A 19567-nucleotide genomic window follows, 5' to 3' on the forward strand; every position below is an offset into this window, starting at 1 on the left:
GGATGGCAGAGAGCACCTGCGGCGTGCTCGGCCCGGCAGAGCGGTCGCGCATGGACACCGTCAGGCGGAGCTGCCGCGCGTCGGAGTTCGCGCGCTGCGGGTGACGGCGCAAGGGGCTGTCCGCGGACAGCCCCGGGCCGGGGATCAGATCAGGCCTTCGGCCTTCGCCTCCTCGGCGACCTGGTCGAGCGCGCTGCGCAGCCGGGCGAAGATCTGGGCGATGTCGTCCTCGGTGACGATCAGCGGCGGGCAGAGCGCCACGGTGTCATAGACGTTGCGGCAGATCAGGCCGGCGTTCTGGGCGGCCTTGGCGACGCGGGCGCAGAGCGCGCCGGATTTGCCGAAGGGCTGCTTGGTGGCCTTGTCGGCCAGCTCCAGCCCGCCGATCAGCCCGGTGCCGCGCACTTCGCCGACCAGCGGATGATCCGCGAATTCGCGCAGGCCGGCCTGGAAGATCGGCTCCAGACGGGCTGCATTGCCGATCAGGTCGCGCTCCTCGATGATCTTGAGGTTCTCGAGTCCGACGGCGCAGGCGACGGGATGGCCCGAGGCGGTGTAGCCGTGGCCGAAGGTGCCAAGCTGCGCGGTGTGGTCGGCAATGGCGTCGTAGACCTTGTCGTTCACCATGATCGCGGCAAGCGGCATGTAGGAGGAGGTCAGCTGCTTCGAGGTCACCAGGATGTCGGGCATGAAGCCGTATTTCTGGCAGCCGAAGGGCGTGCCGAGACGGCCGAAGCCGTTGATGACCTCGTCCGACACCAGCAGGATGTCGTATTTCGCGCAGATCTCCGCGACGCCCGGCCAGTAGCCTTCCGGCGGCGTGATCACACCGCCGGCGCCCATGCAGGGCTCGCCGATGAAGGCGGCAATGGTCTCTGGGCCTTCCGCCAGGATCGTGTCTTCCAGTTCCTTCAGCAGCCGCTGGGTGAACTCGGCCTCGGTCTCGCCTTCGGCGCCGAACTTCCAGAAATGCGGGCAGGTCAGGTGGGTGACCGGGATCGCCGGCAGGTCGAAATCCTTGTGGTTCGCCGGCAGGCCGGTCAGCGAGCCGGAGGCGACGGTGATGCCGTGATAGGCCTTGTTGCGGGCAAGGAATTTCTTCTTGGCAGGCCGCCCCAGCGCGTTGTTCATGAACCACACCATCTTGATGACGGTGTCATTGGCCTCGGAGCCGGAATTGGTGAAGAAGGCGCGGTTCAGCCCCTCGGGAGTCATCTCGGCGAGCTTCTCGGCGAGGCGGATCGCCGGCTCGTTCGCCTTGTGGGCGAAGGAGTGGTAGTAGGGCAGGGCGTCCATCTGGGCGACGGCGGCGTCGCGCAGCCGCGGCTCGGAGAAGCCCACGGCCACCGACCAGAGCCCGGCGAGACCCTCGATGTATTCCTTGCCCTCGCTGTCATAGACCCGGACGCCGTCGCCCTTGGCGATGATCAGCGGACCCTGCTCTTCGTGCAGGCGGGCATTGGTATAGGGGTGGATCGAATGGGCGATGTCGGACGCGTGGAGCGAGTTCGGGATCTGGTTCATCGGAGACTCCAAGGGAAGCGGCGCCGGGGCGCGGTCGGCGCCCGGCGGAAACTGTCGACAGCAGGTCAACCAGATCGCCGGGGCAATGCATAGGGCCAGCGGGCGGCGGCGATCAGGCCAGATCCGCCCGCCGCGGATCAGCGGCCGAGCAGGCCTTCCATGACGCTTTCCAGCGAGGTGGTCAGGTCCTCGGAGAGATAGCCGCCCTCCTGGATCAGCACGGTCGGGTAGCCGGCGGCGGCGATCTTCCTGCCGGCCTCGCGGAAGCCGTCCCAGCTGACCTTCATGCCCGCGAGCGGGTCGTTTTCATGCGCGTCGAGCCCGAGCGACACCACCAGCGCGCCGGGGGCGAACTCCGCGATCCGCTCCAGCGCGCGGTCGATCGCGGCCAGCCAGGCCTCGTCGGTCGTGGTCCGCGGCAGCGGGATGTTGAGGTTGAAGCCCTCGCCGTCGCCCTCGCCGGTCTCATGCGCATAGCCGACGAAGAACGGATAGTAGGTCGCCGGATCGGCATGGACCGAGACGGTCTGCACGTCTGCGCGGCCGTAGAACACGCCCTGCGTGCCGTTGCCGTGATGGACATCAATGTCGAGCGTGGCGACCTTGGCGTGCTGCGTGCGCATCCGCTCCACCGCGATGGCGGCGACATTCATCAGGCAGTGCCCGGCCACGGTATCGGCGGTCGAGTGGTGCCCCGGCGGACGGGTCAGCGCATAGGCCATCTTCTCGCCTGCCAGCACCGCATCGGCCGCCGCAACGGCACAATCGGCCGCCCGGCGCGTCGCCGTCCAGGAATGCGGTCCGATCGGCGCCGAGGTGTCGCCGAGGTGCCAGCCTGCCCGGCCGACGATGCTGTCCTTGGGATAGGTGCTGGTTGCTTTCTGCGCGAAGACATTCGGCACCACTTCCGGCCCGCAATTCGGCAGCTTCTGCCATTCCTCCCAGGCATGTTCGAGGAAATCCAGCAATTCGGGCGTGTGGACCGCTTCCAGCGCGGCGCGCGGGGCCTCTGCGGGGCTTTCGGTCGCCAGCCCCAGCTTGCCGAGCGCGGCCAGCAGGAGCTTTGCGCGATCCGCCTGTTCGGCATTGTGCAGGAGCTTGCCATGGGTCAGGCGGAACTGGGGATCATGCGCATCGGTTTCGGGCGCGTAGAAGCACTTCATGGTCTGGTCACTCTTCAAGCGTTCGGAATTGCTGGGTGACGAGGCGCCGGGCCTCGCCGATATGGTATTCGATCGCGTCTTTCGCGGCGGTCTCGTCGCGGGCGCGCAGGGCCTCGAGGATCGGCAGATGGGTGTCGGCGATCCAGCGAGGGTCGCCGTAGAGCCGCCCGATCACCATGACGCAAAGCTCGGTCTCCTTCGCCAGCTGGTCGAAGATCGCGGAGAAGCGCGGATTGCCGGAGGCGGCGATCATCCGGCGGTGGAATTCCATGTCCGCCTCCATCTGGGTCAGCATGTCGACCTCGGGCGTGGAGACGCCGCGCAGCGTTTCGATCTGCGCCGCCAGCCCGTCGATCGCCGCTTCGGGCGCCTCGCGGACCACGCGCAAGGCGGCGGCGGTCTCGATCACGATCCTGAGCTCGTAGAGATCGTCCAGCTCCTGCGCGGAAATCTTGCGCACGAAGAAGCCGCGGTTCGGCTGGTAGGCCACCAGCCCCGAGCTTTCCAGGAGCCGCGCCGCCTCGCGCACGGGGGCGCGGCTGGTGCCCAGATCCCGGGCGATCACCGATTCCGACAGCCGCGATCCGGGCTTCAGCTTGCCGCGGATGATCGCTTCGCCCAGCAGGTTCGCCACCCGGTCGACCAGTCCGTCGCGTCCGAGCGGCGCAAATTGCGAGGGAGAATCGGGTTTGTCCATCGGTGTGGTCACTTTCGAGGCAATATGGGGCGAGGCTAACTGTCTTCATGTCGACTGTCGACAATTTCTTGACACAGATCAAGGACGGCGCTCTTTTCAACCCCAGACAAAGGAGACGCCCGATGCCCGACGGCCAGACCGACCCCACCGCCGCCCTGCGCCGAGACCTTGCCGCCGCCTACCGGCTGATCGCGCTCATGGGGATGGATGACGGGATCTACACCCATATCTCCGCCCGCCTGCCCGACGGTCCGGGCGGCCAGAAGCGGTTCCTGCTCAACCCCTATGGCCTGCGCTTCGACGAGGTGACGGCCGGAAATCTGGTGACGGTCGACGAAACCGGCTCGGTGATCGACGATCCCTACGGCGCCGGGGTGAATGCCGCGGGCTTCACCATTCATTCCGCCGTCCACATGGCGCGCCATGACGCGGTCTGCGTGCTGCACACCCATACGGTGGCGGGCGTCGCGGTCAGCTCGGTCAAGGAGGGGCTGCTGTCCCTCAACCAGTGGTCCGCGCAGTTCCACGGCCGGATCGCGTTCCATGACTACGAAGGCATCGCGCTGGATCTGGCCGAGCGGGAACGCATCGTCGCCGATCTGGGCGACCGCGACGTGATGCTGCTGAGGAATCACGGCACGCTGCTTCTCGGCCGGTCCGTGGCCGAAGCGGTGAAATACGCGGTCAACCTGGAGCGCTCCTGCAAGGCGCAGGTCGCGGCGCTGTCGATGGGGCTGACCCCGGTGGTGCTGCCCGATGACGTGGCCGAGCACACTGCCCGCCAATACGCGCGGATGTATGACAAGATGGAACTGGAAGGCGCGCCCGATCCGGAATGGACGGCGATCCTCCGCAAGGTCGAAACGGCCTGCCCCGGCTACGCCGGCTGACCCCGACCCCGGACAAACCGGGGCGGCAACCTCAAGCAACAGGGAAACCCATGAAACATCTCAAGGCAACGACCTTCCTCATCGCCGCCGCCTTCGCGGGCCAGGCCCTCGCCCAGGAAGCCGGCGGGCGTCTCGACATCGTGGTCCAGCCCGAACCGCCGGGGCTGATGCTGGGGCTGGTGCAGAACGGCCCGACCCAGCTGGTTGCGGGCGACATCTACGAAGGCCTGCTGCGCTACACCACCGATCTGGAGCCCGAGCCGGGCCTCGCCAAGTCCTGGGGGATCTCCGAGGACGGGCTGACCTACACCTTCCACCTGAACGAAGGCGTGAAATGGCATGACGGCGAGGATTTCACCGCCGAGGACGTGGTGTTTTCCGCGGATGTCTTCCTGCGCGAGACCCATGCCCGCCTGCGCGCCTCGCTGGCCTATGTCGACACGATCACCGCGCCCGACGACCTGACGGTGGTGTTCCAGCTGAAGGAGCCCTTCGGCCCGTTCATCTCGGTCTTCGAGGTCGGCACCATGCCGATGATCCCGAAGCATATCTACGAGGGCACCGACTACGCCACCAACGAGATGAACGCGACGCCGATCGGCACCGGTCCGTTCAAGTTCGACAAATGGGAGAAGGGCAGCTTCATCCATCTGGTCAAGAACGAGGACTACTATGTCGAGGGCCTGCCCCATCTCGACGAGGTCTATTACCGGGTGATCCCGGATGCCGCCTCGCGCGCGGTCGCCTTCGAAACGGGCGAGGTCGACGTGCTGCCGGGCGGCTCGGTGGAGAACTGGGATGTCGCGCGGCTGACCGGGATGGACGGGGTCTGCTCGACCGGCTCGGGCTGGGAATTCTTCGCGCCGCTCGCCTGGATGTGGCTCAACAACCGCGAGGGACCGACCTCGGACGTGCGTTTCCGCCAGGCGATCATGTACGCGATGGACCGCGAATTCGTCCGCGACGTGGTTTGGAACGGCTTCGGCAAGGTGCCGACCGGCCCGGTCGCCTCGGCCACCAACTTCTACTCGGACGACGTCACGCCCTATCCGCACGACCCCGACAAGGCGAAGGCGCTGCTCGACGAGATGGGCTATTCGGGCGAAACCGTCCGCCTGCTGCCGCTGCCCTATGGCGAGACCTGGCAACGCTGGGCCGAAGCCGTGCGCCAGAACCTTTCCGAGGTCGGCATCAATGTCGAGATCGACTCCACCGACGTGGCCGGCTGGAACGAGAAGACGTCCCAGTGGGACTACGACATGGCCTTCACCTATCTCTACCAGTACGGCGATCCGGCGCTCGGCGTGTCGCGCAACTACACCGCCGACCGCATCCAGAAGGGCAGCCCCTGGAACAACGTGGAAGGCTACGAGAATTCCGAGCTCGACGCGAAATGGGCCGCGGCCGCGACCATGACCGACGCCGCCGAGCGCCAGGCAGCCTATGACGAGATCCAGAGGGAAATCGTCGATGACGTGCCGGTCGCGTGGCTGCTGGAGCTGGAATTCCCGACCATCTACCGCTGCAACGTCCACGACCTCGTGACGACCGGCATCGGCCTGAATGACGGCATCCGCAACGCCTGGATCGAACAGTAACGTCGCCGCCGGTCCCTGCGGGGGCCGGCCTTCCGACCGGAGGACTCCCTCATGGCCGTGCTCGTGCCCGTGCTGGGGCGGCTTGCCAAGGCGCTGCTGACGCTCCTTGCCATTGCCGTCCTGAACTTCTTCCTCATCCATGCCGCACCGGGCGATCCGGCGGTCGTGCTGGCCGGCGAGGCCGGGGCCGCCGACGAACAGATGATCGCCCAGCTGCGCGAGCGCTTCGGCCTCGACCAGCCCTTCCATGTCCAGCTCGGCAGCTATGTCTGGAACATCGTCCAGCTCGATTTCGGCTATTCCTTCCGCCAGGGCGCCCCGGTGCTCGACCTGATCCTCGACCGGCTGCCCGCGACGCTGATCCTGACGCTGACCGCCTTCGTCATCTCGCTGACGCTGGGCATCATCCTCGGCGTCGCCGCCTCGGCGCGGGTCGGCAAGGCCTCGGACAGCCTGCTGACCACGCTGGCGCTGCTGTTCTACGCGACGCCGCTCTACTGGGCCGCGCTGATGGCGGTGCTGGTCTTCTCGGTCGAGCTCGGCTGGCTGCCCGGCTTCGGCTATGAAACCGTCGGCGCCAACTACACCGGTCTCGCGCGGGTCTGGGACGTGATCAAGCACCTGATCCTGCCCGCCTCGACGCTCGGCCTTTTCTTCATGGCGGTCTACATGCGGATGACGCGGGCCTCGATGCTGGAAGTCAGCCAGATGGATTTCGTCAAGACCGCGCGCGCGAAGGGCCTCAGCGGTCCGGTGATCCGCCGCCGCCACATCCTGCGCAACGCGATCCTGCCCGTCGTCACGCTGGCCGGGCTTCAGGCCGGGCAGCTGGTCGGAGGCGCCGTGCTGACCGAGACGGTCTTTGCCTGGCCCGGCATCGGGCGGCTGATGTTCGAGAGCCTCGCCGCGCGCGACTACAACACCATCCTCGGCGTCTTCCTCGTCTCGGCCGCCATGGTCATCGTCTTCAACATCCTGACCGACCTCGTCTACCGGCTGGTCGATCCCCGCATCGGAGCCCGCGCATGATCCGCCGTTTCGCCTCCAACAAGGGCGCGGTGATCGGCGTCCTGATCCTCCTGCTCGTCATCGGCCTCGCGCTGACCGCCGACCTCCTGTTCCCGCGCGGCCCCTGGGCGATGGTGCAGCGGCCCTTCCTCGTGCCCTTCACGATGGACGGCTTCCCGTTGGGCACCGACACGCTGGGCCGTGACGTGGCCGCCGGCCTCGTCCATGGCGCGCGGGTCTCGCTTCTGGTCGGGCTCGTCTCCACGGTCGTGGCGCTGGCGATCGGCGTGCCGCTCGGCGCCATCGCGGGCTTCTACGGCGGCTGGGCGGACGAGGGCGCGATGCGCTTCACCGAGTTCTTCCAGACCATCCCGAACTTTGCCCTCGCCATCGTGCTGGTGGCGATCCTCGAACCGACGCTGACCTCGATCACGCTGGCCATCGCCATCGTCTCCTGGCCGCCGGTCGCCCGGCTGGTCCGGGCCGAGGTGATGGCGGTGAAGAGCCGCGAATATGTCGATGCCGCGCGGCTTGCGGGCCTGTCGAAGGCGCGCATCCTGACCACCGAGGTGCTGCCGAACACCGTCTCGCCGATCATCGTCATGGCCTCGCTGATGGTCGCCACCGCGATCCTGCTGGAAAGCTCGCTGAGCTTCCTCGGCCTCGGCGATCCGAACGCGATGAGCTGGGGCTACATGATCGGCGCGGCGCGCACCGTGATCCGCTCGGCCTGGTGGCTGAGCTTCTTCCCGGGCGTCGCGATCCTCGTCACCGTGCTGGCGCTGAACCTGATCGGCGAGGGGCTGAACGACGCGCTGAACCCGCATCTGAGCCGGAAGGGAACCGCATGAGGACCGTGCTTTCGATCGAGGACCTGTCCATCGCCCTGCCGAAGGGCGCCGACCGTCCCCATGCCGTCGGCGGCATCTCGATGACCATCCGGGAAGGAGAGATCCTCTGCGTCGTCGGCGAAAGCGGCTCCGGCAAGTCGATGACCGCCAATGCCCTGATGGGCCTCTTGCCGCCGGGCGTCGCCGTCGATGGCGGCCGCGCGGTCTTCGACGGCCAGGACGTGCTCGCGCTGCCGGAAACCGAGCGGCAGAGCCTGCGCGGGTCGCGCATCGCGATGATCTTCCAGGAGCCGATGACTGCGCTCAACCCGCTGATGCGGATCGGCGAGCAGATCGCCGAGGTCTTCGCCGCCCATGGCATGTACACCCAGACCGAGCGGGACAAGCGCGCGCTGGCGCTGATCACCGAGGTCGGGCTGCCCGATCCGGCGAAGATCGTGCGGGCCTATCCGTTCCAGCTCTCGGGCGGGCAGCGGCAGCGGGCGATGATCGCCATGGCGCTTGCGCTGGAGCCGGAGCTCCTGATCGCCGACGAGCCGACCACCGCGCTCGACGTCACCACCCAGGCGCAGATCCTCGAGCTGATCCTCGACCTGCGGAAACGCCGGGGCATGGGGGTGATGTTCATCACCCATGATTTCGGCGTGGTGGCCGAGATCGCCGACAAGGTGATCGTCATGGAGAAGGGCATCGCGGTCGAGCAGGGCAGCGCCGCCGCCGTCCTGCAGACGCCGCAGCATCCCTATACGCAGCGCCTGCTCGACGCCATCCCGACCGGCCGCCTGCCCGAGGCGCGCCGGCTGGAGGAGGCGCCTGTGCTGGAGGTGAAGGGGCTCAGGAAGGTCTACCGCACCGGCGGCGGCTTCTTCCGCGAGGCGCGCGAGGTGCGCGCCGTCGATGACGTGTCGCTGAGCATCGCCCGCGGCGAGGTGCTGGGGCTGGTCGGCGAGAGCGGCTCGGGCAAGTCGACGCTGGGCCGCGCGGTCGTCCGCCTGGTCACGCCCGATGCCGGGCAGGTGCTGGTCGGCGGCACGGATCTGGCGGCACTCAGCGAAGAGGAGCTGAGGAAGAGCCGCAACAAGGTGCAGATGGTCTTCCAGGACCCCTATGCCTCGCTGAACCCGCGCCACCGCATCCTGCGCGCGCTGACCGCCGGACCCATCGCCATGGGCAAGCCGAAGGCTGCGGCCGAGGCGAAGGCGCGCGAGCTGCTGGAGATCGTCGGCCTCGGCGCCGAAGCCGCCGGGCGCTATCCGCACGAATTCTCCGGCGGCCAGCGCCAGCGGATCGGCATCGCCCGCGCGCTCGCGATGGAACCCGAGCTGATCGTCGCGGACGAAGCCGTCTCGGCGCTCGATGTCTCGATCCAGGCGCAGGTGCTCGACCTGCTGCGCGACCTCAGGTCGCGTCTCGGCCTCTCGATCCTCTTCATCACCCATGATCTGCGGGTCGCGGCGCAGCTCTGCGACCGGATCGCGGTGATGCAGAAGGGGCGGCTGGTCGAGATCGGTGCGGTCCACGACATTTTCCTTTCGCCGCAAGAGGCTTATACGCGGGACTTGCTGGCTGCCGTGCCGGGCGCGGACTGGGCCGGAGAGAACAGGGCAAGGGAACTCGCATGATCGGCGTGGTAAACAGTATCGGTTTCGACATCCTCGACTTTCACGGGGAGGCTTTCGCGAAATACGCGCCGGAGCTGGTTTTGCTGCGTCCCGAAGAGGTCGCCGACCCGGCGGCAGTCGAGTTCGTGCTGACCTTCCGCCCGCCGGATGACTGCTTCGCGCCCTATCCCAACCTCAAGGCGGCGATTTCCTCGGCTGCGGGGGTGGACGGCATCCTCGCCTGTCCCTCGCTGCCCCAAGGCCTGCCGGTGATGCGGGTCGAGGATCCGGACCAGGCGCGGCAGATGGCCGGGTTCGCGGTGTTCCACGTGCTCTGGCACCACCGCCGGATGGACCTGCATCTGGAGGACCAGGCGGCGGAGCGCTGGAACCGCCCGGCCCATGGCCGCAGCCCGGAAAACCGCCGGATCGGCATCATGGGCTACGGCAACATGGGCCGCGCCATCGCGGCGGCGCTCGCGGGGCTCGGCTATCCGGTGGGCGTGCTGGCGCGGCGGCCGATCGCCGCCGGCCGCGACCCTGCCGCCGGGCTGTCCGGCGCAGCCCGCGGTGCAGCCGAGGAAGACCGCCAATACCGATCGCGAGGAGCTGGTCGCGGCGATGGAACAGGCGGGCTGGGTCCAGGCGAAGGCGGCGCGGATCCTCGGCATGACGCCGCGCCAGATCGCCTATGCGCTGAAGAAGCACGGCATCGAAGTCCAGAAATTCTGACGTCTTTCCGCGGGGACTCTCCGCCCCGCAGTCAGGTCGAGCGCCCCGGCATCCGCCCGGGGCGCTCTTCCTTTGCAACCGCCCTGCATCCCCCCTCGCCACCACGCGGTTGCAGCTTGCAACCGCCTCTGTCCCGGCTGTCGCAATGCCGACGCATTGTTCCCTATGCGACACCGTGATCCCGGAGAAAGTGGCGCCTTTCCAAGACGTTGTCCCTTGGCACGCTTCCTGCTGCATCTGCCTCAGGTTCAAATTGAGAGGATGCGCGAAGATGAATGCCAACGTGATCTCGCTCGACGGGCTGAAAGTGGCCAGCCGGGACGACCTGACCAAAGCCATCGAGTCCAAGGGCTGCGAAAGCTCCTCTTGCGGATCCTCGGACGCCCCCGAAGACATGGATCCGGGGACCTGGGAAAAGGTGAAGGACCATCCCTGCTATTCGGAAGAAGCGCATCACTATTTCGCCCGCATGCATGTCGCCGTCGCACCGGCCTGCAACATCCAGTGCAACTATTGCAACCGCAAGTATGACTGCGCCAATGAAAGCCGCCCGGGCGTCGTCTCGGAACGCCTGACGCCGGAACAGGCCGCGCGCAAGGTGATCGCGGTGGCCAACGAGATCCCGCAGCTGTCCGTCCTCGGCATCGCCGGACCGGGCGACTCCGCCTATGACTGGCGCAAGACCAAGGAGACCTTCCAGCGCGTCCAGGCGCAGCTGCCGGACATCAAGCTCTGCCTCTCGACCAACGGCCTCGCCCTGCCCGACCATGTCGACGAGCTCTTGGACATGAACATCGACCACGTGACCTTGACGATCAACATGATCGACCCGGAGATCGGCACCAAGATCTATCCCTGGATTTTCTGGCAGAAGAAGCGCCGCACCGGGCTGGAGGCCGCGCAGATCCTGCATGAACGCCAGATGCAGAGCCTCGACCTGCTGCACGAGCGCGGCATCCTGGTGAAGGTCAATTCGGTGATGATCCCCGGGATCAATGACGAGCACCTGATGGAGGTGAACGCCGAGGTGAAGCGCCGCGGCGCCTTCCTGCACAACATCATGCCGCTGATTTCGGCGCCCGAACACGGCACCGTCTTCGGCCTGAACGGCCAGCGCGGCCCGTCCGCCAAGGAACTGAAGAAGCTGCAGGATGCCTGCGCGGGCGGCGCCAACCTGATGAAGCACTGCCGCCAGTGCCGCGCCGACGCGGTGGGGCTCCTCGGCGAGGACCGCGGCCAGGAATTCACCATGGATCTGGTGCCCGAGGAAGTGACCTATGATGCCTCGAAGCGCGACGCCTATCGCGACTGGGTGGCCGAAGAGCGCGGCGAGCGCCGGGCCGCGGCCGAGGAAGCCAGGGCGGAAACGCAGGCCGCAGTGAACCCCGATGCCGAGCCCATGCTGATCGCCGTGGCGACCAAGGGCGGCGGCCGCATCAACCAGCATTTCGGCCATGCCACCGAATTCCAGGTCTTCGAGGTCGACAATGACGGCGTGCGCTTCGTCACCCACCGCCGCTGCGACAACTACTGCGTCGGCGGCTATGGCGAAGAGGACAAGCTGGAGCTGGTGATCAAGACGCTCGAGGGCATCGACACGATCCTCGTCGCCAAGATCGGCGGCTGCCCGAAGGACGACCTGGCCGCGGCAGGCATCGAAGCGATCGAGGATTACGCCTACGACTACATCGAGACCGCCGTTTCCGCCGTCTACCGCGCCAAGAACGGCCTGCCGGCCGCCGAAGCCGAAATCGCCTGACCCCAACGCCAGCACGAAGGAGCAAGCCCATGGCCCTGAAGATCGTCGTCGAGAACTGCACCGTCTGCGGCGCATGCGAATTCGAATGCCCCAACGCGGCCATCCGGTTCGAAAGCGACACCTACATCATCGACCCCGCGCTCTGCACCGAGTGCGAGGGCCACGCGGAGAACCCGCAATGCGCCGAAGTCTGCCCGGTGCCCGACACCTGCGTGGCGGCCTGAGCAATGACGGACGGACCTCCCCCTGTCGATTGGCAGGGGGATCCCCTCGATTGCAGCGCCTGCCGCTTCGGCCACCTGCCCGACCAGGGCAAGTGCGGCCTCGGCTGGGCCTGCGTGCACGACCGCTATGCCAAGCGGATCGAGAGGTTCTTCCTCATCAATCCCGGGCTGGCGGATGACTGCCTCGGCATGCCGTATTTCGAGACGCGGATGAACGCGGCGCGGGTGGCCTCGGTGTTCCGGCTGGCGCGGCTGCTGAGCGATCCCGATCCGGGCGTGCGGGCGATGGCGGTGCTGCGCCTGCCGGTCAGCCATGCCCAGCGGCGGATCAGGGACGAGGACCGCCGGGTGCGGATCGCGGTGGCCCACCGCCTGCCGGTGGAGGAACTGCTGCCGATGCTCGGCGATCCGGACAGCTATGTCCGCTCGATCGCGATGCGGCGCGCCGAGCCGGGGATGCTGCCGGTGGCGATCCATGACGCCGATCCGGAAATCCGGCGCATCGTCGCCCGGCGGATCGGCGCGGGCTGGCTCGACCGGTTCCGCAATGACCCAGACCCGCTGGTGCGCCGCGAGGCGGCCGGACGGCGGCCGGGCCCCTTCGTGGAGGACGGCGACCTCCGCGTCCGCCATGCCGTGGCCGAGCGCGGCGGCATGGAAGACGTCACCCGCCTTCTCGGCGATCCCGAGGAGGTGATCCGCGAAACCGCCGCTTTGCGGCTGCAACAGCTGAAGGAGGGCGCCGATGTCGACGGATGACCGCGAGATCGAGGTCTATCGGGACCCGAAATACATGCCCGGGGACAAGGTCGTCTCGAAGAAGAACATCAAGAATGACGGCACGATGTTCGGCAAGGAAATCAACGAGACCGTCGTGAGGAAGGGCGATGTGGGCTATGTCCGCGACATCGGCGTCTTCCTGCAGCAGTTCTACATCTACGCGGTCGATTTCATGGACCGCGGATCCATCGTCGGCATGCGCGAACGCGAGCTCGTGCCGTTCACCATCGAGGAGCCCGCCGAATGAAGGTCATGGTCAGGAACACCCCCAAGGGGCTGGAAGTCTACGTCCCGAAAAAGGACCTGGAGGAGCTGGTCGTCGAACGCGAGCATGACGCGATCTGGGGCGGCTGGGTGAAGCTGGCCAATGGCTGGCGGCTGCAGATGCCGGCCTATGACGCCCCGCCCTCCCTGCCCGCAACCATCGAGGCGAGGAAGCTCGCCGAAGCCGAGGACTGATCCGATGAGCGACATGGACATCCTGCAGGCCGCGCTGGCCGAGGTCGAGGCCGGGACCCGCATCCCCTATCTGGGCGCCGGGGTCTCGGCCCTGTCGAACGGCAGCGCGCCGAAATCTCCCGCCGAGCTCTGCGCCGTGATCGAGGCCCAGGTCCGCGTGCCGAAGCGCGCCCGGGGCAACCTGTGGTCGGCCGCGCAATATGTCGAGAGCCGCAAGTTCCGCGCGACGCTGGCCGATATCGTCACCCGTGCCTTCGACGGCGACGAAGGCGGCAATCCGGTGCATGGCTGGCTGGCCCGCGTGCGCCCGCCGATGGTGGTCGACACCTGGTACGATGACGGGCTCTTGAAGGCGCATGAGGGCGGCAGCTGGGGCTGGGTCCAGGGCTGGTCGCGCAACGGCGAGTGGATCGAGATCTGGACCAAGGCCTTCGCCCCCGACGGCACCGAGCTGGAGGCGCCGGACCCCTCCTGGGACACCCTGGTCTACAAGCCGCACGGGATGGCGCGGAAGGGATCGAGCTTCCTGCTGTCGGACAGCGACTATGTCGAGGTGCTGACCGAGATCGACATCCAGACGCCGATCCCCCAAGAGGTCCGCGCCCGCCGCACCGGCCGCGGCTTCCTGTTCCTCGGCTGCCGCTTCGATGACCAGATGCTGCGGATTTTCGCCCGCCAGATCGCCAAGCGCTCGGGCGGCAATCACGTCGCCGTGATAGAGGGCGAGATTTCGCGGATGGAACGGAAATTCCTTGATGAACTCGGCATCCTGAGGGTGAACCTGCCGGTCTCGGCCGTGCTCGGGGCGCTGGCCCCGGAACCGGCCTGAGCGGCCCCGGAGGGATGGAGTCCGCGTTCGCCCCCGAAGCTCCCGAGAGGGAGGCGGACGTGACGGGCTGGGCAGAGCGGCATCCCCTCTGCCCGGCCCATGTCGATTGCGCGGCCGCGGTGGCGCTGAAGGTGCTCGACGGGAAATGCCGGATGCCGCCGCGCGAGGCCGCGGTCATGATGGCGCTCTATGACGCGGTCCGGCATCTGCCGGGCGACAAGCTCGGGCAAGACAGCCACGCGATGATCGCCCGCGCCCGCGCCACCGCGACGGAAGACGTGCGCATGGATGTCTACGAGGCGCGGGTCCTGGCAGAGACACGAATTTCGCGCCCGGTGATGAAGGCCTTCAAGGCCATGCTGCGCGAGGCGGGGATCCTGCCGCCGAAGCCCGGCAGCGGCGGAGTGACGCCTGCCATTCCGGACAATCCAAGGTAGTGTCGGCGGGAAGGCGCGCCCTGCGCCATGTCCGAAAGGCGACCGCATGACCGTCCCGGCCGGGAAACGCAACTACAGGCAGGACATCGAGGAGCTGATCTCGCTGGCCGCCGAGCATGAGTGGGACGCGCTGGCAGGGCTCTGCCGCCGCCATCTCGAGGCGCTGGCCGAAGATGGCGGGACGGCCACGCATCCGGGCTACCTGCGCTGGCTGCGCGAAAGCGCCGAACAGACCGGCATCGGCCATCGCGCCCTGGCGCCCCTGGCCGCGCGCATCGGCGATGCCGGCACCGAACGGCAGGCCTTCCGCGAGGCGCATGGCGACCGGCTCAGCCGCGGCACCTATGTCAGCCTCGGCTGCGAATGCCAGCCTTGGGTGATCCTGAACCGCTGGGGCTTCCGCGACTCGCTGCGCGATCTCAACCCGCTCTGCCTCGGCCTGCACCGGATGCCGGGCCTTCTGGACATCCTGGAAAGCGATTTCGGCCTCTATGCCCGGCCCGGCAGCATTTCCACCCGGCCGCATCACGCCAGCGAGGAACCGCTGATCGTCGATGACGGGCTCGGCGTCACCTGGAACCACCATCGCGGCGAGAGCTGGACCGGCGGCGGCTTCGCGCGGTTCCGGACGCTTCTGGACAGGCAGGCCGAGGCGTTCCGCGCCTCGAGCCGCCGTCCCGGCGCCGTCCATGTCATGAGCCGCTGGGTCGCCTTCCATCCCGAGCGCAGCGGCGCCGAGTTGAACCGGTTGCTGAAGGTCCTCGCCGGTGCCGGGGCGGAGCGGCCGAGGCTGGTGCTTCTGGATTTCGAGACGGACAAGCTCTCCCCCGGCATCCACCGGCTTTCGGACGAGGTGCAGGTCGTCAGCCGCCCCTATCCCGACGGCTATCTCTGGCCGGGCATCCATGCCTGCAATTCGCCCGAAGGCGTGGCCTGGGAATATTCCGTGGTCTCGGATCTGGCGGAGCTTCTGGCCTGAGCACCCGCCGGGCGCCTGTCCCGGCGGGGCAATCGGCAGATCAGTATTTCGACGGCACGTAGAGCTCGGGCGGCAGCACGGAGCGTTCGTATTCCGGGTTGTACTTGCGCTCGGGCAGCGCGATTTCCTCATGCGGCACCGGCTCGTAGGGGATCATCGACAGCAGGTGGTCGATGCAGTTGAGCCGCGCGCGCTTCTTGTCGTTGCCCGGCACGATGTACCATGGCGCCTCGGGGATGTTGGTGCGCGCCAGCATCTCTTCCTTGGCCAGCGTGTAGTTCTCCCAGCGCACCCGCGACTGCAGGTCCATCGGCGACAGCTTCCACTGCTTCAGCGGATCGTGGATCCGCATCAGGAAGCGCATCTGCTGCTCCTCGTCGGTGATCGAGAACCAGTACTTCACCACGCGGATGCCGGAGCGCACCAGCATGCGCTCGAATTCCGGAACGTCCTCGAAGAACTGCTCGACCTGGTCCTCGGAGGCGAAGCCCATCACCCGCTCGACGCCCGCGCGGTTGTACCAGCTGCGGTCGAAGAGCACGATCTCGCCCGCGGCCGGCAGATGCGGCACGTAGCGCTGGAAGTACCACTGGCTCTTCTCGCGCTCGCTGGGCGCCGGCAGCGCCACGACGCGGCAGACCCGCGGATTCAGCCGCTGGGTGATGCGCTTGATCACGCCGCCCTTGCCGGCGCTGTCGCGGCCCTCGAACAGCACCACGACCTTTTCGCCGGTATGCTGCACCCAGTCATGCATCTTGATCAGTTCGGACTGCAGGAACAGCAGCTTGCGGAAATAGTCCTTGCGCTCGAGGCTCGGCGGATGGGCCTTCTGGTAGATCTTTCGGATCTCCATCGACAGAGCCGGTTCGGACATCTCCAGCTCGTAATCCTCGTCTAGGGTGTCGGCGAGCTCCGCTTCCAGCCAGTCCATCTGCCGCGGATCCTTCTGTCCGTCCATCATCCATCCATCTCCGATTGTCCCGCGCGCCGGAGCGTGCGGGGGATTTCCGCGGCCGCTATAGCGCAGGCTGCATGACAGATTTGTGACACCCGGACGGCAGAAAGGCAAAGACCGGAAATTTATCTGCCGCTCCCGCCGCTTCGCGCTGGCCTTCGGTGCCGCCGCCGCGGCAAGAGGGCGGCGACCATGGCGACAGGAGACAGGCGATGGACATCCGGCAGGCAAGCGCGGCGGACGCAGGCGCGATCGCGGAGATCTACAATGACGCGGTGCTGAACACGACGGCAATCTGGAACGACCATGTGACCGATGCCGCCGGCCGCGCCGCCTGGATGGCCGAACGGCAGGGCGCGGGCTATCCGGTGCTGGTCGCCGACGAGGACGGCACGGTGCTGGGCTATGCCACCTACGGACCGTTCCGCCCGCATGACGGCTACCGCCACACGGCCGAACTGTCGATCTATGTGCGCAGCGACCTGCGCGGCCGCGGCACCGGCAGCCGCCTGCTGGAACGCCTCGCCGCCCTCGCGGAGGAGAGCGGCATCCATGTGCTGGTCGGCGGGATCGAGGCCGGAAACGCCGCCTCTCTGGCGCTGCACCGCCGCCACGGCTTCGAGGAAACCGGGCGGCTGCCGCAGGTGGGCACGAAATTCGGCCGCTGGCTCGATCTGGTCTTCATGACCCGCGTTCTGGCGGGCCCGGAGGCGCAGGGCTGACGCCCTGCCCGCTCAGCCCTTCCAGTCGAAGAAGCCGGGACCGGCCTGGGCCAGCAGCCGTTCGGCCAGCGCGCGGCCCAGCCCCGCGGGAAACCAGCAGGCTTCGCCCCGGGCGGCGAGGATGCCGGGCGTTGCCGTGTCCCCCAGCACCTCGGCGACCGCGCCGGGCAGGACTGCGGCGACATGCGGTTCATGCTCCGGCTGGCTCTGCAGCCCGGCATGTTGCTGCGCGATGCGCTCCATCGCGCACGCCGGAACGCCCGGGCGGCAGATACGGGTTGCATGGGCGGCCAGCGCAGTGGCCAGCGCCCTGTGCTGCGGCGCTGCACCGGATTGGTGCAACATGTCGAAGAGCGCGCGGATGGAAGGGTCGGCAAGAAGCCTCGTTGCATGCAGGGCACGATCCAGCCGGCATGGGCAGCAGCCACCGGGACGGCGGCATCGATCAGGGCGGGCGTTTCCCCGGAAGGCGGCTTGGCCACGGCGGGCCTCCTGGATGGCCCGAAAAAGGTTCCGGCCATCGGCATCTGCAATGCGCCGCAGAAAGAGTCCGCATGCCGGCATCTTTTGTCCGCCTGCGCGGAATGCGGGCTTCTCTTCCGCCCCGGCCATCTCTAGCCGGGAAAAGACATGCGCCTGGACGACTGCCCCGACCTTGCCCTGCGCATCGTGATCCTCGCCGCCCCGGTGGAGGGCCGCAACTTCACCATCGGCGATGGTCGTGGCCGCCACCCGGGGCCGCGCAGCATGGGGATGGAGTTGGCCAGCAGCCTGACGCGCGGCGGGCTCCTGCGGGCGTTGGGGCGGGCTGTGCCTGGCGCGCGATCCGGCCGCGATCAGCGTGGCGGAGGCGATCCGCCACAAGGAGAGAGATTTCGCCCCGGCCGAATGCCCGCGCAGCGGACATGCCCGCACGTTCACCGGGCGCTGCCGGCTGGAGGCGCCCTTGCAGGAGGCAATGGCAGCCTGCATCGCGACGCTCGAAGATAGTCCGTCGCCGACACCGCGCTGCGTCCGCCGGATTTCGGTCTCCGGGACTGAGCGCCGGCCGGCATCCGGCGGAGGCGCATGGCCGGACATGCCGCTGGCCGCCCTGCGGACCGTGATTTCCCGGGCGGATGATGCTAGCCTCCCTCCGGAGGCCCGTCCCTCCGGACGGGTCCGGGAGGGGAGTTTACACGAATGCATGTCCGGAAAGCGGGGACCGCCGCGCTGGTCCTGGCACTGTCTCCGGCAGGGGTTTCGGCCCAGGCCGGGTCCGATGCCGATCTGGCCAAGCAGCTGGCCAACCCGGTCGCAAATCTGGTCAGCGTGCCGCTGCAGTTCAATTACGACGGCGATCTCGGCCCCGACGATGACGGGAGCCGCTGGATCATGAATTTCCAGCCGGTGGTTCCGATCGACCTGGGCGCTGACTGGCTGATGATTTCGCGGACGGTGATGCCGCTGACCTGGCAGCAGGATGTCGTCCCCGGCCAGAACATCCAGGTCGGCCTCGGCGACACGGTGCAAAGCCTGTTCTTCTCGCCGAAATCCGGCGGAGCCCTGACCTGGGGCGTCGGGCCGGTCTTCCTGCTGCCGACCGCCACCGAACGCACGCTCGGCACCGAGAAATGGGGGGCAGGCGTGACCGGAGTGGCGCTCTGGCAATCGGGGCCCTGGACGGTCGGCGGCCTGGGAAACCACATCTGGTCGGTGGCCGGCGACGGAGACCGCAGCGACATCGAGCAGAGCTTCCTGCAGCCCTTCGTCAACTACACCACCGCCGCGGCCACCTCCTTCTTCCTGAACACCGAGAGCAGCTATGACTGGGAGGGCGATGCCTGGTCGGTGCCGGTCAATGCCGGCGTCAACCAGCTGGTGACGGTCGGCAGGCAACGCATCCAGATCGGCGGCGGGCTGCGCTACTGGGCGGAGGCGCCCGACAGCGGCCCCGAAGGCTGGGGCGCGCGGCTGAACCTGGTCTTCCTGTTTCCCAAATAGCCGCACGCAGGCGGCATCGGCGGTCCGGCACGGCTGCGGTCCGGACGACGCAAGGCAACACGCCGCAAATCTCCGGGCGCGCCGCCCGCTGCGCCCGGACGGCGGGACGTTCGCCATCCCCGGCGGCGGCGCGGACGGCCGGTCCAGCCGCCAGCCTGATGCCCGGCGACGCCGCGTGCCAAGGCCTTGGGCGATCTCGATGGAGGACTGTCGGCGGGATGGCACCGGCCGTTTCCGGCGGTCCGGCAGGACCGCGCTTCCGGTACCGGGCCGCGCCCCGCCCCAGACCTGCCGAAGGGCGCAGAGCACGGACCAAGGCATGGCGGGGCCGGACCTCCCGGGTTTCCTTGCCTCCCTTGAGCGCGGCCACCTCCGC

22 protein-coding genes and 1 pseudogene are annotated in these 19567 nt (G+C 67.9%); 18 read left to right on the plus strand and 5 right to left on the minus strand.

What is annotated here, in order from left to right:
- Window positions 1–144: 144 nt before the first annotated feature.
- The 3 genes from C7T91_RS20225 to C7T91_RS20235 all read right to left on the minus strand — a co-directional run bounded on the left by C7T91_RS20225 (window position 145) and on the right by C7T91_RS20235 (window position 3384).
- Window positions 145–1524, minus strand: coding sequence for an aspartate aminotransferase family protein (locus tag C7T91_RS20225; RefSeq protein ID WP_108260835.1), 1380 nt, complete (start codon window positions 1522–1524; stop codon window positions 145–147).
- Window positions 1525–1661: 137 nt separating this feature from the next.
- Window positions 1662–2687, minus strand: coding sequence for a histone deacetylase family protein (locus C7T91_RS20230; protein ID WP_108260836.1), 1026 nt, complete (start codon window positions 2685–2687; stop codon window positions 1662–1664).
- 7 nt (window positions 2688–2694) lie between these two features.
- Window positions 2695–3384 carry a GntR family transcriptional regulator gene (locus C7T91_RS20235; RefSeq protein WP_108260837.1) on the minus strand — a complete coding sequence of 230 codons (690 nt, stop codon included), beginning with the start codon at window positions 3382–3384 and terminating at the stop codon, window positions 2695–2697.
- A 122-nt stretch (window positions 3385–3506) separates the two neighbouring features.
- Here C7T91_RS20235 and C7T91_RS20240 point away from each other — a divergent pair, with 122 nt between their 5' ends.
- The 15 genes and pseudogenes from C7T91_RS20240 (at window position 3507) to C7T91_RS20305 (ending at window position 15531) form a co-directional block, all read left to right on the plus strand.
- Complete coding sequence (locus C7T91_RS20240; protein ID WP_108260838.1) at window positions 3507–4274, plus strand: class II aldolase/adducin family protein; 768 nt, start codon at window positions 3507–3509, stop codon at window positions 4272–4274.
- A 50-nt stretch (window positions 4275–4324) separates the two neighbouring features.
- Complete coding sequence (locus tag C7T91_RS20245) at window positions 4325–5872, plus strand: ABC transporter substrate-binding protein (protein ID WP_108260839.1); 1548 nt, start codon at window positions 4325–4327, stop codon at window positions 5870–5872.
- A 51-nt stretch (window positions 5873–5923) separates the two neighbouring features.
- Window positions 5924–6901 (plus strand): ABC transporter permease, encoded by a 978-nt coding sequence (locus C7T91_RS20250; RefSeq protein WP_108260840.1) that lies wholly within the window; start codon window positions 5924–5926, stop codon window positions 6899–6901.
- Window positions 6898–7731 (plus strand): ABC transporter permease, encoded by an 834-nt coding sequence (locus C7T91_RS20255; protein WP_108260841.1) that lies wholly within the window; start codon window positions 6898–6900, stop codon window positions 7729–7731. The genes C7T91_RS20250 and C7T91_RS20255 overlap by 4 nt, the downstream gene beginning before the upstream one ends.
- Window positions 7728–9353: an ABC transporter ATP-binding protein gene (locus C7T91_RS20260; protein ID WP_108260842.1), complete on the plus strand. Its 1626-nt coding sequence runs from the start codon at window positions 7728–7730 to the stop codon at window positions 9351–9353. The genes C7T91_RS20255 and C7T91_RS20260 overlap by 4 nt, the downstream gene beginning before the upstream one ends.
- 284 nt (window positions 9354–9637) lie before the next feature.
- Window positions 9638–9841, plus strand: a pseudogene (locus tag C7T91_RS38025) (NAD(P)-dependent oxidoreductase); the annotation flags it as partial.
- A 112-nt stretch (window positions 9842–9953) separates the two neighbouring features.
- Entirely contained in the window at window positions 9954–10064 is a 111-nt protein-coding gene (locus tag C7T91_RS36375; protein ID WP_407943326.1) for a helix-turn-helix domain-containing protein, read from the plus strand.
- A gap of 271 nt (window positions 10065–10335) precedes the next feature.
- Window positions 10336–11823, plus strand: coding sequence for a nitrogenase cofactor biosynthesis protein NifB (gene nifB, locus C7T91_RS20270; protein ID WP_108260844.1), 1488 nt, complete (start codon window positions 10336–10338; stop codon window positions 11821–11823).
- A 29-nt stretch (window positions 11824–11852) separates the two neighbouring features.
- Window positions 11853–12047 carry a 4Fe-4S binding protein gene (locus C7T91_RS20275; protein WP_108260845.1) on the plus strand — a complete coding sequence of 65 codons (195 nt, stop codon included), beginning with the start codon at window positions 11853–11855 and terminating at the stop codon, window positions 12045–12047.
- A 3-nt stretch (window positions 12048–12050) separates the two neighbouring features.
- A complete protein-coding gene (locus C7T91_RS20280; protein ID WP_108260846.1) occupies window positions 12051–12806 on the plus strand; it encodes a 4Fe4S-binding leucine-rich repeat protein in 756 nt (251 codons plus the stop codon).
- A complete protein-coding gene (locus tag C7T91_RS20285; RefSeq protein WP_108260847.1) occupies window positions 12793–13074 on the plus strand; it encodes a nitrogen fixation protein NifZ in 282 nt (93 codons plus the stop codon). The genes C7T91_RS20280 and C7T91_RS20285 overlap by 14 nt, the downstream gene beginning before the upstream one ends.
- Window positions 13071–13286 (plus strand): putative nitrogen fixation protein NifT, encoded by a 216-nt coding sequence (nifT, locus tag C7T91_RS20290; RefSeq protein ID WP_108260848.1) that lies wholly within the window; start codon window positions 13071–13073, stop codon window positions 13284–13286. Before C7T91_RS20285 ends, nifT begins: the two co-directional genes overlap by 4 nt.
- Before the next feature lie 4 nt (window positions 13287–13290).
- Window positions 13291–14115, plus strand: a complete 825-nt coding sequence (locus C7T91_RS20295; RefSeq protein WP_108260849.1) for an SIR2 family NAD-dependent protein deacylase — start codon at window positions 13291–13293, stop codon at window positions 14113–14115.
- Window positions 14116–14174: 59 nt separating this feature from the next.
- Complete coding sequence (locus C7T91_RS20300; RefSeq protein ID WP_108261632.1) at window positions 14175–14552, plus strand: hypothetical protein; 378 nt, start codon at window positions 14175–14177, stop codon at window positions 14550–14552.
- A 46-nt stretch (window positions 14553–14598) separates the two neighbouring features.
- Window positions 14599–15531 carry a hypothetical protein gene (locus tag C7T91_RS20305; protein ID WP_108260850.1) on the plus strand — a complete coding sequence of 311 codons (933 nt, stop codon included), beginning with the start codon at window positions 14599–14601 and terminating at the stop codon, window positions 15529–15531.
- A gap of 40 nt (window positions 15532–15571) precedes the next feature.
- On the opposite strand, the gene ppk2 is transcribed toward C7T91_RS20305, so the two are convergent.
- On the minus strand, window positions 15572–16489 hold the full coding sequence (gene ppk2 / locus C7T91_RS20310) for a polyphosphate kinase 2 (RefSeq protein WP_201742173.1): 918 nt from the start codon (window positions 16487–16489) through the stop codon (window positions 15572–15574).
- Window positions 16490–16698: 209 nt separating this feature from the next.
- Here ppk2 and C7T91_RS20315 point away from each other — a divergent pair, with 209 nt between their 5' ends.
- On the plus strand, window positions 16699–17208 hold the full coding sequence (locus C7T91_RS20315) for a GNAT family N-acetyltransferase (RefSeq protein WP_108260852.1): 510 nt from the start codon (window positions 16699–16701) through the stop codon (window positions 17206–17208).
- 12 nt (window positions 17209–17220) lie between these two features.
- Here C7T91_RS20315 and C7T91_RS20320 read toward each other — a convergent pair whose 3' ends face one another.
- On the minus strand, window positions 17221–17451 hold the full coding sequence (locus C7T91_RS20320; protein WP_108260853.1) for a globin family protein: 231 nt from the start codon (window positions 17449–17451) through the stop codon (window positions 17221–17223).
- Between the two features lie 39 nt (window positions 17452–17490).
- On the opposite strand from C7T91_RS20320, the gene C7T91_RS31760 reads away from it, so the two are divergent.
- Both C7T91_RS31760 and C7T91_RS36380 read left to right on the plus strand, forming a co-directional pair.
- Complete coding sequence (locus C7T91_RS31760) at window positions 17491–17826, plus strand: hypothetical protein (protein ID WP_236638375.1); 336 nt, start codon at window positions 17491–17493, stop codon at window positions 17824–17826.
- A gap of 564 nt (window positions 17827–18390) precedes the next feature.
- On the plus strand, window positions 18391–19191 hold the full coding sequence (locus tag C7T91_RS36380) for a transporter (RefSeq protein WP_236638376.1): 801 nt from the start codon (window positions 18391–18393) through the stop codon (window positions 19189–19191).
- Window positions 19192–19567: the final 376 nt, after the last annotated feature.

Origin of the sequence: Mangrovicoccus ximenensis, from assembly GCF_003056725.1 — a bacterium.
GTDB lineage: Bacteria > Pseudomonadota > Alphaproteobacteria > Rhodobacterales > Rhodobacteraceae > Mangrovicoccus > Mangrovicoccus ximenensis.